The sequence below is a fragment of the Nocardia sp. NPDC050406 genome, from assembly GCF_044459025.1.
Lineage (GTDB): Bacteria > Actinomycetota > Actinomycetes > Mycobacteriales > Mycobacteriaceae > Nocardia.
The window spans coordinates 1,521,276-1,534,148 of sequence record NZ_JBITIM010000002.1; the positions used below are offsets into that span (position 1 = coordinate 1,521,276).

A 12,873-nucleotide genomic window follows, 5' to 3' on the forward strand; every position below is an offset into this window, starting at 1 on the left:
TGCTTTTGTGTGGTGTCCACAAAAGCGCAAGTGAGTTGCCCGGATCGCCCGATTCCCGAATGTCGTTACATCCCATCTTTCGGATCTGTGACGGGAGCAACATCTGGGGCTGAAGTAGGTGATTCGTTACGGGTTCGTGTCAGACGACCTATGGTGGCGGCGATTCTGAGCACGTAGGCATCCCGCGGATTCATCGGATCCCGTCCCGTGATATCGGCGATTCGCTTCAACCGATAGCGGACGGTATTTGGATGAACGTACAGCTGGCGGGCGCAAGTCTCGACGGCTCCACCGCAGTCCAGGTAGGCGTCCAAGGTGTCGGACAGCGCTGCCCCGGCGGCGGCCAACGGTAGCACAAGAATCTCGTTGAGGGCGTCCACGGCCGCCCGATCTCCGAGCAGTGCGCGTTCGGGGAGAAGTTCGGAGGCGTGCACCGGGCGGGGAGCGCCGCGCCAGCCCACGACGGCCTCCATTCCGGCCATGGCCTCCACCGCACTCACGTGGGCCGCGGAGAGGGTGCGGGTGGTCGGTCCGATCACCACCGGGCCTTCGGAGAAGACCTCGGTGAGCAGATCCGCCAGGAAGGGGGACGGGTACATGGTGTCGCCCAGATGGCCGCTGACGACCATCACCAGGCGCGAACCCTGGACGACGGCGAGCGCGGCGCGGCCGTGCCGTCCGGCGATACCGTGCACCGAACCCACCACGGTCATCTGGTCATTGGGCGGCGTGCCCACCAGCACCGTGGCGGGGGCGGTGGCGTCCCAGTTCAAAGTGGCGGCGCGGGAAAGCATTTCGGGGCCGGTGTCGCCGCGCACCACGGCGTCCACGACGAGCGCCTCGAGGCGGGTGTCCCACGCGCCGCGCGATTCCGCGGCGCTGGCGTACACCGAGGCGGCCGCGAAACCGAGCTCACGCCCGTATCGCAGCACCGCCTCGGTGAGCGCCACCAGCTGCCGGTCGTTGCGCGCCAACGCGGGCAGCCACTGTTCGAAGAACTCCATGGCCACGCGGACCATGTCCACGGTCTGGCGCAGCGTGAGCCGCCGCGCCAGATCGTCCGGGATCACCTGGAAGGCGTCCAGGCTGAAGCGGATATCGCTCTCGGGATCCTGCAGCCATTCGAGGAAGTTCACCACCGCCGTCTGCACCAGCATCTGCACCCCGGCCCGTTGGGCGGCATCCAGATTGGCGAAGAACGGCAACCGCTCCTGCATGGACGCGACAGCCTCGGTCGACAGGCGACCGGAGAACTGCTTCACCCGCTTGAGGAGCGTGTCCGGGAGCGGGTCGCGGGTCTGCCGGTTCGGGGAGAGCGCGCCGGTGGGGAGATACACCTCGTGTTCGGAGGAACTCTCGGAAATCCGGCGCGGTCTCGGCGGTTTACGTTCCACGATGCCTATCGTCCGTTATGCGTCGCCGCCCTCGGAACCCGGTGCCGCCTTCGGCGCGGCGTTCACATCGGCGATGGCGTACTTGCTGGCCGCCTCGGCGACCTTGGCCTGATCGATCTTGCCCTGGGTGGCCAGACCCTGCAGGGCCGCGACCACGATCGACGCGGCATCCACATTGAACACGCGCCGGGCGGCCGGACGGGTGTCGGAGAAGCCGAAACCGTCCGTGCCCAGGGTGATGTACTCGCCCGGCACCCACTGGCGGATCTGATCCGGGACCGCGCGCATCCAGTCCGAGGCCGCCACGAACGGGCCCTGTGCCTTGGACAGCACCTGGGTCACGTACGGGACGGTCGGCTCGGTGCCGGGATCGCGCAGCTTGGCGATCTCGGCGGCGAGCGCCTCCTTGCGCAGCTCGCCCCACGAGGTCACCGACCAGACATCGGCCTGCACACCCCACTCGTCGGCCAGCATCTGCTGGGCGCGCAGACCGTCGGGCATGGTCACGCCCGCCACCAGGATCTGCGCCCGCAGCTCACCCTCGCCGCCCGGCTTGTAGAGGTAGATGCCCTTGAGCAGGCCCTCCACATCCAGGTTCTCCGGCTCCGCGGGCTGTTGCTGCGGCTCGTTGTAGAGGGTGATGTAGTAGAAGATGTCCTCGCCACCGAATTCGTGGTGCTGGGACTGCGCCTCCGGATCGGTGCCCGGCAGCGCCTCCTGATAGCCGTTCGAGGTGACGCCGCCGCCGTACATGCGCCGCATGCCGTCGCGGACGATATGGGCGATCTCGAAGGCGAACGCCGGATCGTAGGGCACGCACGCCGGGTTGGTGGAGGCCAGCAGCAGCGAATGACCGTCGTTGTGCTGCAAGCCCTCACCGGTCAGCGTGGTTCGCCCGGCGGTTGCTCCGAGTACGAAACCGCGGGCCATCTGATCCGCTGCCGCCCAGAGCCCGTCGCCGGTGCGCTGGAATCCGAACATCGAGTAGAAGATGTAGAGCGGGATCATCGGCTCGCCGTGGGTGGCGTAGGAGGTGCCCACCGCGGTGAACGACGCCGTCGAACCGGCCTCGTTGATGCCCTCGTGCAGGATCTGCCCGACCGAGCTCTCCTTGTAGGCAAGCATCAACTCGGCGTCGACCGATGTGTACAGCTGGCCGTTGCGGTTGTAGATCTTCAACGAAGGGAACCACGAGTCCATACCGAAGGTGCGGGCCTCGTCGGGGATGATCGGCACGATGCGCTTGCCGATCTCCTTGTCGCGCAAGAGCTCCTTCATCAGGCGCACGAAGGCCATGGTGGTGGCCACGCTCTGCTTGCCCGAACCCTTGCGGATCGAGCGGTAGGGCTCGTCGCCCGGAAGTTGCAGGGGCTTTGCTGTCGTGCGCCGTTCGGGCAGGAAACCGCCGAGGGTGCGGCGGCGATCCAGCATGTACTGGATGGCCGGATCGTCCTTGCCGGGGTGGTAGTACGGCGGCAGGTAGGGGTTCTCCTCGAGCTCCTTGTCGGTGACCGGGATGCGCTGCACATCGCGGAACGCCTTCAGATCGTCGAGGGTCATCTTCTTCATCTGGTGCGTGGCGTTGCGCGCCTCGAAGTGCTTGCCCAGGCCGTAACCCTTGATGGTCTTGGCCAGGATGACCGTCGGCTGCCCCTTGTGCGCCAGCGCCGCCGCGTAGGCCGCGTAGATCTTGCGGTAATCGTGGCCGCCGCGCTTGAGGTTCCAGATATCGCCGTCGGACAGGCCCTTCACCAATTCCTTGGTGCGCGGGTCGCGGCCGAAGAAGTGCTCGCGCACGTACGCGCCGTCATTGGCCTTGTAGGTCTGGAAGTCGCCGTCGGGCGTGGTGTTCATGAGGTTCACCAGCGCGCCGTCGCGGTCGGCCTGCAGCAGCGAGTCCCACTCGCGGCCCCAGACGACCTTGATGACATTCCAGCCCGCGCCGCGGAAGAACGACTCCAGCTCCTGCACGATCTTGCCGTTGCCGCGCACGGGACCGTCGAGGCGCTGCAGATTGCAGTTGATCACGAAGGTGAGGTTGTCCAGGCCCTCGTTCGCGGCGACCTGGATGAGGCCGCGCGATTCCGGCTCGTCCATCTCGCCGTCGCCGAGGAACGCCCACACATGCTGATCCGAGGTGTCCTTGATGCCGCGATCGTTCAGGTAGTGGTTGAACCGCGCCTGGTAGATGGCGTTCATCGGGCCCAAACCCATGGAGACCGTGGGGAATTCCCAGAAGTCGGGCATGAGGCGCGGATGCGGGTAGGACGAGAGGCCGTGGCCCGGGCCGCCGTGCGAGTACTCCTGCCGGAAGCCGTCCATCTGGTCTTCGGTGAGGCGGCCTTCCAGGAAGGCGCGGGCGTAGATGCCGGGGGAGGCGTGGCCCTGGATGAACACGTGGTCGCCGCCGCCGGAGTGGTCCTTGCCCCGGAAGAAGTGGTTGAAGCCCACCTCGTAGAGCGCCGCCGAGGACGCGTAGGTCGAAATGTGGCCGCCCACACCGATTCCGGGGCGCTGCGCGCGGTGCACCATGACGGCGGCGTTCCAGCGGATCCACGCCCGGTAGCGGCGCTCGACCTCTTCGTCGCCGGGGAACCAGGGCTCGTTCTCGGTGGGGATGGTGTTGACGTAGTCGGTGGAGGTGAGCGCCGGAATGGCGACGCGCTTCTCACCGGCGCGTTCGAGCAGCCGCAGCATGAGGTAGCGGGCGCGGCCGGGGCCCTCCCGATCGAGCATTTCGTCGAAGGACTCGAGCCATTCGCTGGTCTCTTCCGGATCGATGTCCGGCAGGTATGACGCCACCCCCTCGCGGATCACTCGAACCCGGCCCCCGGCCGGGCTTTTTCGGGCCGGGCCGTTGGTGGGGCTCGGCGAAGATGTGGGGTGCATCAGGTCGGTCAAGACATTTGCTCCTCGTACATGGGGTGGGACAACTGATAGGCGTCATTACCCCGGGCAACCCGCTTGGTTCCGCGGCATACCCGTTCACGATGGTTTGGGGCGCATCTCACATCCTCCAGCACGATGCGTCCCCGGTCATCATGTCAGTTGGGAATCCAGTACGGTTCGGTAGGGAACCGTCTAGGCAGTGGAACGGGGAGGATCGATGAAGCTGCTGAGCCCGCGCGGGTTCGGTGTGACATGTGCGAGCCTGGCCGTAGCCGCTGGTCTAGCCGTTGCGGGCTGTGCCGACAGCATCGACGGCACACCGACGGCCAACCAAGCCGAGGCTACGTCCTACAAGGCGGAGGCGGCATCCTCTTCGGCCGCGGCGACCTCGTCGAGGAGGGCTGCCGCGGAGGCGAAGGCGATCGCCGACAACTGCGATCCGTTCCGCGACACCACCGGTCCGGCGGTGAGCCGCTACAACGAATTCGTGGACGCGCACGACGCCAACGCGGGCGACTACGCGGCCAAGCGCGACACCGCGGTGAACACCATCGAGGACGCCGCGAAGACCGTCGAGACTCGGGTGGCCACCGCGGGCGACACGCTGCCGCCGGATCTGGCGCAGAAATTCAACGACTACGTCACAGCGGCTCGGGCGCTGGCCGCCGAGGCGCGCAAAATGAGCTATACCTCCCCGGTCGGGCCGCTCAACGATGCCAGCAAGAAGGTGAACGACGCCCTCAACGCGGTCCGCAACGCGTGCCCCGCGCGATAACGGCCTCGAGAATTTCGGCGGCGATTTCGGCCCATCGGCTTGCGCTGAGGGCCTCGACCATGTTCGCTTGCAACTACCTATTGTCTGGAATTGAGGAGGGCACCACCGTGGTCGCCGCGGCGGACGCGCACAACTACGCTCAGAAACTTGGCATTTCGCACGGCATGGCCGTTCAAGAACTGGGCTGGGACGAAGATACCGACGACGACTTGCGGGCCTCCATCGAGGACACCATCGGATCCGAACTGCTGGACGAGGATACCGATGAGGTCGTCGATGTGGTGCTGCTGTGGTGGCGGGACAGCGACGGCGACCTGGTCGACGAGCTGCTCAACGTGATCACGCCGCTCGCCGACGACGGCATCGTCTGGGTCCTGACCCCGAAGACCGGACAGCCCGGCCATGTCGATCCTGCCGAGATCGCCGAATCAGCGCCGCCCGCCGGATTGACCCAGACCTCCTCGGTGGCTCTGGGCGATTGGTTGGGCAGCCGCCTGGTGCAACCCAAGACGCCCTCGAAGCAGCGCTGAAACAGCCGTCGCATAAGGTTTTCGACTGGCGGACAACCTTGCCGCCCGCCAGAGAGCCCGACTCCGATGGAGGTTTCATCGCATGCCGCTAGAGGTCGGCACGGTCGCCCCGGACTTCACCCTGAAGGACCAGAACAACCAAGCCGTCACCCTGTCGGACTACCGGGGCCGGAAGAACGTGCTCATCGTCTTCTACCCCCTCGCCTTCACCGGCATCTGCCAGGGCGAGCTGTGCAAGGTGCGCGACGAACTCCCGAAGTTCCAGAACGACAACGCCGAGATCCTCGCCATCTCGGTGGGCCCCCCACCCACCCACAAGATCTGGGCCGCCGAACAGGGCTACACCTTCCCCCTGCTCTCCGACTTCTGGCCGCACGGCGAGGTAGCCCAGTCCTACGGCGTCTTCAACGACAAATCCGGCTACCCCAACCGCGGCACCTTCGTAGTAGACAAGGACGGCATCATCCGATTCTCCGAAATGAACGGCCCCGGAGAGCCCCGTGACCAGCAGGCTTGGGAGAAAGCCCTCGCCGCGCTAGATTCATAACCCGTCGCGCCGGTTTTCCGGTGCGGAAGGGCGTATAGCTCAGCGGTAGAGCACTGGTTTTACACACCAGCGGTCGGGGGTTCGATCCCCTCTGCGCCCACAGTCGAAAGCCCAGGCCATGTCTGGGTTTTCGTGTATCAGCTTCGATCTTGGGAGCGATTCGTGTTGGCATCCATGTAGCACCGGTAGTTGGCTATTTGTTGGCTGTAGCGGCCGATCCGCCCACGACGATGACGATGTTGTGAGGATTGGCGTCGGCGTGGGGTTTCTCGGAGTCCGGATTGGCGTGTCCAATCGTGGATTCGGTGGCGGCGTCGGTCCCTTCTCGATCGGTGGTTCGGCTGGTCGACGACGTAAGCGAAGGCGATCTCGCTCGCCTCGACCTTCGCACCGCTCGACTCGAATCGCGCCCCGCAGTTCCGCGCAGCCTGTTAGAGAAGATCGAAAGCTCGTCTGGATTGTGTTGCTCATCCTGTGGGTCCCTCTCGGTTTGCTGTTGATTCGGATCCAGCGTCAGGAATGGCCAGCGCGTATTGTTCGCGGAACACATGATTCGATCGCGAAGTCTTGGAAGCCTATGACTGCTTCGGCTGGCACCGCGTTCGGCGTGGCTGCGTGTGTGAACAATGCCGTGAACGGCAGGTATCCAGCGGCCATGCCAGGCGCTGTGATGGCCGCTGTGTCCCTTGGTTTGTTGGTGTGGTTCCGCTGGAAGGATCGTGCTGTCACAGCGACCGAAGGCCGGGCTATTTGGCTTCCCGCGCAGCCGGTCATCAACCTTTGCGGAGAGGACCTCGGAACCTTGGGTGATCCGGCGGGGCTCTCCGGAGCTGGTGATGTGCCACGGTTTCCATGGAGATGGGATCGTCGACTCTAGTTGAGCGCTCGCCGTACCTGGTCCTGTTGGCTGTTACCCACCTTGGCGTAGCGCTGAGTGGTTCGAAGTGACGCATGGCCGAGGTTCTTGCGTTTGTTGTAGCGAGACGCCTGCTCGCACGAGGCGGCCAGCGTAGGTATGTCGAAGGTCGTGCGGGCGGACTGGACCCCATCTCCACTTGATTTCGCTGTCTTCAACCAAAGCAAACTCATGTGGCGGCTACGAATCGTCCCTGAAGTTTGTCATGGTCGAACGGGCGATTGTCGTTGTGCGCCAGCAGCAAACCGCCGCGAACGGTTCGACATCCACAGGGGCGGGTCCGCCGAGATCGCTCTTGTTGATCGCCGTCGCGAGAACCTTCGTCAAGTCCTCTCCGACGGGTATTCCGCGCTGCTCATAGTCTTTGGGAGACTTCATTCGCTTGGCAGCCTTGTCCCCCATGCCCACTCGATGCTGATTGTCTTGCTCTTGAGGTCGATGTGTTCGCGATGTAGGCCCTGGGCTTCGCCCATCCGCATGCCGGTACCGATGAGGAATCCAGGACGAGTTGATCAAACTCTTCGCGTGGGGCTCTGAGAGCGGCGGATTCCGCATCCTCTCGCGCGGTGAAGTTCTACCCGAGTGGGGGGCACATGGCGCGGGGAGGGGTGATGGTCATGCTGGCCGATGCTCACGTCATCGACCGATCGGCGCTGTACGCGGTGATCGGACCGCGCTCGCGGACCTGCGGGATGTCGGGGTGATCGTGGGTGACATCGACGTGGCCGACGAGCAGATCGTGTCCGCGATCAACACCCGCTGGGCTGCGGTGTTGACCGACACCGAACAGGACGCGGCTGACACGTCGGAGTGTCAGCACGTGTTCCGGCTGACGATGGACAGATTCAGTGACGAATGCGTGTATTGCGGTCTACGCGTCGCAGGTTGATGAACCGGACTTCACCGATCGGGGAGTCGACCATGACCCGCAGTGAGAAACCGGTCACGCGTGAGGAATTGGCGATCAGCCGGGAGATCCAGGAACAGTAGGACCACGGCAGCAGCTTGCGGAATCTGCGAAATGAAATTCACTGAGTGAACCTGTCGAAGTGGTGGATGCACACGGACCGTCAAGGCTTCCACATCCGGCTGTGTGGATGCCTCGGCGGGCCGACAGGCAGTGCCGCGAACTCGACCAAGACGTGCTCGCACTTAACGCACCCGGCTCGAAAACCTCTGAGCCAGTGGCAGCTTGGCCCTGCAGGCTGCTGACACGGAAATCCCCTGAACCACCCGCCCTGTTCGAAATCCCGCTACTATCAACGCGTTTCGCATGAACGAGCGGCTGCCCATCACCGTCGCAGGCTGGTGTTAGAGCAGCCGCGGAGCTGGCTGAGCCTGCGGCCGGACGTGGAGTGCGATCCGTTTTCGAGCATTGAGGGGCGACATTGGAAATAACAAGGGGGTGGTGAAATGCAAACTACTGACATAGCTTTTTGGGTTCCGCTCGCGATTCTCGCAACTTTCCTCACACTCTGGTTGTCAAACAGTATTCGACGCCAGCGGGATCGAAGTTTCGCCGTGGACCCCGCAAGGGAATATCGCGGATTTAGATACGAACGGCAGTCCGCTGCGCTGCATGAAGCGTTGGAACTGAACTCTTACGATCCGAAGATGCATTCAAATCCCGCTGTGCACCTCAGTTCTATTGTTCGCTTCGCCCCCAGCGCCTTTCGCGTTTCCGCTCGCGATATCGCTTGTCAATACCGACAAGGGCGAGTGATATCCATCGATATCGGATATATGGACGGTGAGCAATCGGCACGCATAATTGACTTCTGCAGTGGGATTGCTGCTGGATCCGGGGGATGGTTGGTGCAAATTTCCGACGACGTTGTTGTATTAACGCCGCAGGTATAGTTGTTTGGCTAGAACTAGGTGGACTAATAGTGACTGCTGAAATCAGCGACAGAGATTTTGCTCAATCGAAGATTCTACTGAATCATCGAATTCGGAGAAATCAACGAGATCTTGCGATAGCGAAGCCGAGGAGGTCTTGGTCTAACTACTCCATTGCGCTAGGCCCGATCCTGGCCTTGATTCTCTATTCAATGTGGTGGGTCCCTCAGATGAGCCCTGCGCTTCTTAAGGCAATCTACATCCCCGCAATACCGGTATCGATTGCATTCTGTGTTGCATCTTACTATTTGAAGACCCATCCGGGTGGGCCGAAGGAGGTCGCCGATTCGGATGAGTTTACGGAGGAGGCCGAACCTAATCAGAATGCACGCGTGTCGAATCTTGGTGATTCCGCAGGGCGGCGCTCGCCATTCTTTCGGCGTATATTCTCGAATGACGGGAGAAGAACTATTGATCAAATAGAGCTAGCTCTTGACAGAGCTCTAGATGCTCGAAAATCCTTATACTCGCTAGCGTCCGTTCCGATTGATACTCGGCGATCCTCCTACAAAGAGGATGCGCGTGCCGATGTTGACGAATTTCGAGAGGACAGTTCCAGATATCGTAGGATAAACAATAATCTGCAGGTGGTGTTAATTGTAGGATCCTTGGCTGCGACAGCGGCATCAGGAGCCTCCGGCGAGTTCGGGTTTCTTAGGTGGGTGGTTCTTGCTGTTACGTTCATGGTCGGAGTTGCAAGCGGCCTTATGGCCTATTTCAAGTTCAAAGAACGCAGCTTCTATCTGCAGCAAACCGCAGACGATATCGAATATGAAATAGACGCCTTGGATATTGGTGTTGGCCGCTACAAGCACATCGAGGATCCACACGAGGCTCTCAAGGAGTTTTCTTCTGAGGTGCATCGACTAAAGGCAGAGCAAAGAAAGAGAGAGCAGAATCTTGAGCAACCGCCAGATCTCAACAGTCCGACGGAATAGTCCGCTACCAGTCGACGAGGCGATCCGGTGGTGGATTCTGCAGGTATCGATGGTGCGGACTTCACCATGTTTGCCGGATAGGTGACTCCCGGTCGCTACAATCCCTTATGTGAGCAACAGTGCACTGCTTGGTCCCCTCCTTAGTGGAGCATTTGCCTTCATCGGAGTGGTGTTGGCTCAATCCGTTGTTATTTGGGCGCAGAAGGATAAGTTTGAGCGCGAGGATTTTCGCCGTTTTCATTCTGATAAGAGAAGGCTGTATGGCGATTTCTTGGTACGTATTCGCCGAAGCAAAATGCAAGTCAGTCGCGCTATAGATGACGACGATGTTACCAGGCTACCAGATCCGCACGCTGATGAAGTCGATACGGAACTATTAGTTGAGGAGATTCGACTGATAGGCACTGGTGCCACCGTCGAAGCTGCATTAAAAGTGGAGGCAAGCTATCTCGCCTTTATGCTCAATGTATGGAAATCTGCCATGGACAATGGGGGTGACATTATTATCGATTCGGAGGAGATCGATGAGTACGAGGAGCTTATTCGGAATAGCGAGATGGAGTTTATTGAAGTTGCGCGCCGAGAACTTCTTGTGGCCCCGCAGAAGCTTCGGGTCCGAAGTTTTTCTCCGCCGAATCTTTTCGGTCGATTGTTGATGCGGAGCTCGCGGCGCGGTGGATGAGTCCGACGCCGATGTCACGCCGCACGTGGAGCCGGTTGGGCACGGTAGAAACCCGTTCTGTTCAGCGTTGACAGGGTGGGCTTCGAGTTTGATGGGCAAGCCATCGCGGTTCTATGCGCTGGTCTCCGCGGCGGGTTTCCGGGCTGAGTGCTTCCGCAATTGAATCCGTGCGGGGGCTCTGCGGCCTCACCTTGTCGTGCTTGCGATACGACGCGGGTTGTGGCAGCTTCGCCTCGTTTGAGAGTAGTTCTCGATGCAAAACGTGGTGGCAGAAGGTTCCCTGGCGTAGGGAAACATAGGGGGAGACAGTTGTCTAGACAAGAGTTCTTGTGACCATACTTGTCCTCAGCTATGACACTGCAAGACAGCTGATCTGCAGGGACGTTCTGTTGTGAACGGGCAGGCTGCGGCGGTTTCAGGAGACTCGACACTAAACTGGTTTTACACACCAGCGGTCGGGGGTTCGATCCCCTCCGCGCCCACAATTGAAAATGCAGTTCAGGCACCATGTTCCGGTGGGGCAGTTTCCATCCGGAACTAATTCCGTGGGGCAAACGTGGGGGGCGAACCGTCAGCCCAGCGCCTGCCGCTGACTTTCGCCCAGACTGGCATAGCGCTGAGTGGTCCGAATCGAGGCGTGCCCCAAGAGCTTCTGCACCTGTAGGGGCACCGGGAACCCGGACAGCGGCTCAGCTGCTACGCCGCCATCTGTTGAAGGTTCTGCAACCCGCTGGAAACTGACGCCGAATACGGCTCGGAGCCACCCGAGGTCGCACCCCGACCCCGGCCGGATAGGCGACATAGAGCCCATCGGCTTCACCGGCGGCACGGACCATCAACCGCCTCAACATGCTGTCACTGAGAAAGCCGGTATCGGTGCGCGCATCCGCGTCCAGCGCGGGCTCACCAATTCCGTGCACCCCCAACGTGACCAGATCGGGGCGGCCGACACCTTCGGTCGGTCCTCTCCGCAGCCGCACCCGCGGCGATACTTGCGATCACCAGCGCGCCGTTCCTCACGGTCTGAGCGCAGCCACCGCGGGGACGTTGGCTATCCCAGGCTTCCGCAAATGCGCTCGTACGCGCGTGCTCTGTGCGGACATCCTCCGGTCGCTTCGTCCAGCCGTAGGCTTCGGTGATCATCGATCAGCCAGACCAGATGCTCAGGAGTGGATCCGGCACTTGCACGTGCCTCCGGGATTGGTCCTATCGAGAAGTGAATGAAAACCGGTACATTCGCGAGGAAACATGCAGGTGAAGAAGTGTGCTCCCCGCGCGTGCGGGGATGAGCCCTGGTGGGGGTATATCGTCGGTCGCCACAACTGGTGCTCCCCGCGCGTGCGGGGATGAGCCCATGCCCGGCCAGTTCGCCACCAGCTCGAAGATGTGCTCCCCGCGCGTGCGGGGATGAGCCCACCAACCTGGCCCGCGAGCAACGCGCCACCGAGTGCTCCCCGCGCGTGCGGGGATGAGCCCTCTCGACCGCACCGGCCAACCGATCGAGGAGACGTGCTCCCCGCGCGTGCGGGGATGAGCCCCGCAAGGGGCGTCAGCCAAAGATCACGACGCTCTGCTCCCCACGCGTGCGGGACAGGACAATAGGTTCGCCACAGCCCATGCCGCGACCTCCAACGAACTCGCCATGACTGCCGACGTGGCTCCCGCAACGTCGACGAAACAACTGGACACCAGCGGTAGCCGATGCCGGAGAAGTCATCAATCATGAACGTGTCATTTGGTGCGCCATGCACACCGATTAGCCGTAGCCGCCGTCAGAGGCGGAATCGTCAAAATCGCTGCCTTGCAACCAATTCTGTCAATGCACGGTGCAAGTGTTGGGGGAGGCTGATCGAGTTTCTCGTTTAGATGTAGAACCAGTGGATGCGGCGGCAAGCCCAGCAGACGTAGCAGGTTGCATCGCGGTTGGCCCAGTCCATGCCCATAGCGGTCATGCCCGTGGTTTGCAGTTTCCATTGGCGTTGCTCGAACGTGGTGTGCCCGCAGGTGTCGCAGGTCAGCAGCTGGCCGTTGAGGAGAGGGACGGGCTGTGGGTCGGACATATCGGCGATCCTAACTAGGGTAGGAAACTCTTGTTCTGGCGCATTGAACCGGATACTTCAACCACGATTCGGGAACAACCGGTTTACTGCCCATCGAATTCTCGTGACCTTCGGGCATCGGCTCGCCGGTTTCGTCACGGCCTATTTGCCGCCGAGGATGTCACCACGGTGGTGCTGCAATTCGTGACCCACGGGTCTCCTCGACCCAATCCTCATAACTTACCTCGTCAGACTCGGCCGCAC

At 61.9% G+C, this 12,873-nt stretch carries 10 protein-coding genes, 2 tRNA genes and 1 CRISPR repeat array; of the genes, 9 read left to right on the forward strand and 3 right to left on the reverse strand.

What is annotated here, in order from left to right; translation table 11 throughout:
* Positions 1-65: 65 nt before the first annotated feature.
* Together ACIBH2_RS20230 and aceE are read right to left on the reverse strand one after the other, a co-directional pair.
* Complete coding sequence (locus tag ACIBH2_RS20230) at positions 66-1,364, reverse strand: PucR family transcriptional regulator (RefSeq protein WP_397120915.1); 1,299 nt, start codon at positions 1,362-1,364, stop codon at positions 66-68.
* 45 nt (positions 1,365-1,409) lie between these two features.
* The gene (gene aceE, locus ACIBH2_RS20235; protein WP_397120917.1) at positions 1,410-4,283 is read right to left on the reverse strand and encodes a pyruvate dehydrogenase (acetyl-transferring), homodimeric type; all 2,874 of its coding nucleotides are present in this window, start codon (positions 4,281-4,283) and stop codon (positions 1,410-1,412) included.
* A gap of 217 nt (positions 4,284-4,500) precedes the next feature.
* On the opposite strand from aceE, the gene ACIBH2_RS20240 reads away from it, so the two are divergent.
* The 9 genes from ACIBH2_RS20240 to ACIBH2_RS20280 all read left to right on the forward strand — a co-directional run bounded on the left by ACIBH2_RS20240 (position 4,501) and on the right by ACIBH2_RS20280 (position 11,052).
* Positions 4,501-5,058: a hypothetical protein gene (locus tag ACIBH2_RS20240; protein WP_397119499.1), complete on the forward strand. Its 558-nt coding sequence runs from the start codon at positions 4,501-4,503 to the stop codon at positions 5,056-5,058.
* 107 nt (positions 5,059-5,165) lie between these two features.
* The gene (locus ACIBH2_RS20245) at positions 5,166-5,588 is read left to right on the forward strand and encodes a DUF3052 domain-containing protein (RefSeq protein WP_397120919.1); all 423 of its coding nucleotides are present in this window, start codon (positions 5,166-5,168) and stop codon (positions 5,586-5,588) included.
* Positions 5,589-5,670: 82 nt separating this feature from the next.
* Complete coding sequence (locus tag ACIBH2_RS20250) at positions 5,671-6,135, forward strand: peroxiredoxin (protein ID WP_397119501.1); 465 nt, start codon at positions 5,671-5,673, stop codon at positions 6,133-6,135.
* 28 nt (positions 6,136-6,163) lie between these two features.
* Positions 6,164-6,235 (forward strand) — tRNA-Val (locus ACIBH2_RS20255).
* A gap of 1,522 nt (positions 6,236-7,757) precedes the next feature.
* Complete coding sequence (locus ACIBH2_RS20260; protein ID WP_397119503.1) at positions 7,758-7,940, forward strand: hypothetical protein; 183 nt, start codon at positions 7,758-7,760, stop codon at positions 7,938-7,940.
* A gap of 725 nt (positions 7,941-8,665) precedes the next feature.
* A complete protein-coding gene (locus tag ACIBH2_RS20265; protein WP_397120921.1) occupies positions 8,666-8,911 on the forward strand; it encodes a cell division protein SepF in 246 nt (81 codons plus the stop codon).
* Between the two features lie 29 nt (positions 8,912-8,940).
* Complete coding sequence (locus tag ACIBH2_RS20270) at positions 8,941-9,888, forward strand: SLATT domain-containing protein (RefSeq protein ID WP_397119505.1); 948 nt, start codon at positions 8,941-8,943, stop codon at positions 9,886-9,888.
* Between the two features lie 109 nt (positions 9,889-9,997).
* The gene (locus ACIBH2_RS20275; RefSeq protein WP_397119507.1) at positions 9,998-10,570 is read left to right on the forward strand and encodes a hypothetical protein; all 573 of its coding nucleotides are present in this window, start codon (positions 9,998-10,000) and stop codon (positions 10,568-10,570) included.
* A 391-nt stretch (positions 10,571-10,961) separates the two neighbouring features.
* A tRNA-OTHER gene (locus ACIBH2_RS20280) sits at positions 10,962-11,052 on the forward strand.
* A 782-nt stretch (positions 11,053-11,834) separates the two neighbouring features.
* A CRISPR array of direct repeats spans positions 11,835-12,169; the repeat unit is 29 nt; unit sequence GTGCTCCCCGCGCGTGCGGGGATGAGCCC.
* A 263-nt stretch (positions 12,170-12,432) separates the two neighbouring features.
* Here ACIBH2_RS20280 and ACIBH2_RS20285 read toward each other — a convergent pair.
* A complete protein-coding gene (locus ACIBH2_RS20285; protein ID WP_397119509.1) occupies positions 12,433-12,630 on the reverse strand; it encodes a hypothetical protein in 198 nt (65 codons plus the stop codon).
* Positions 12,631-12,873: the final 243 nt, after the last annotated feature.

What these genes read in the sequence shown, in the direction of transcription:
- aceE (WP_397120917.1), bottom strand. Translation starts at nt 4,283, where the DNA reads ATGCACCCCACATCTTCGCCGAGCCCCACCAACGGCCCGGCCCGAAAA.
- ACIBH2_RS20240 (WP_397119499.1), top strand. Translation starts at nt 4,501, where the DNA reads ATGAAGCTGCTGAGCCCGCGCGGGTTCGGTGTGACATGTGCGAGCCTG.
- ACIBH2_RS20250 (WP_397119501.1), top strand. Translation starts at nt 5,671, where the DNA reads ATGCCGCTAGAGGTCGGCACGGTCGCCCCGGACTTCACCCTGAAGGAC.
- ACIBH2_RS20265 (WP_397120921.1), top strand. Translation starts at nt 8,666, where the DNA reads ATGCATTCAAATCCCGCTGTGCACCTCAGTTCTATTGTTCGCTTCGCC.
- ACIBH2_RS20285 (WP_397119509.1), bottom strand. Translation starts at nt 12,630, where the DNA reads ATGTCCGACCCACAGCCCGTCCCTCTCCTCAACGGCCAGCTGCTGACC.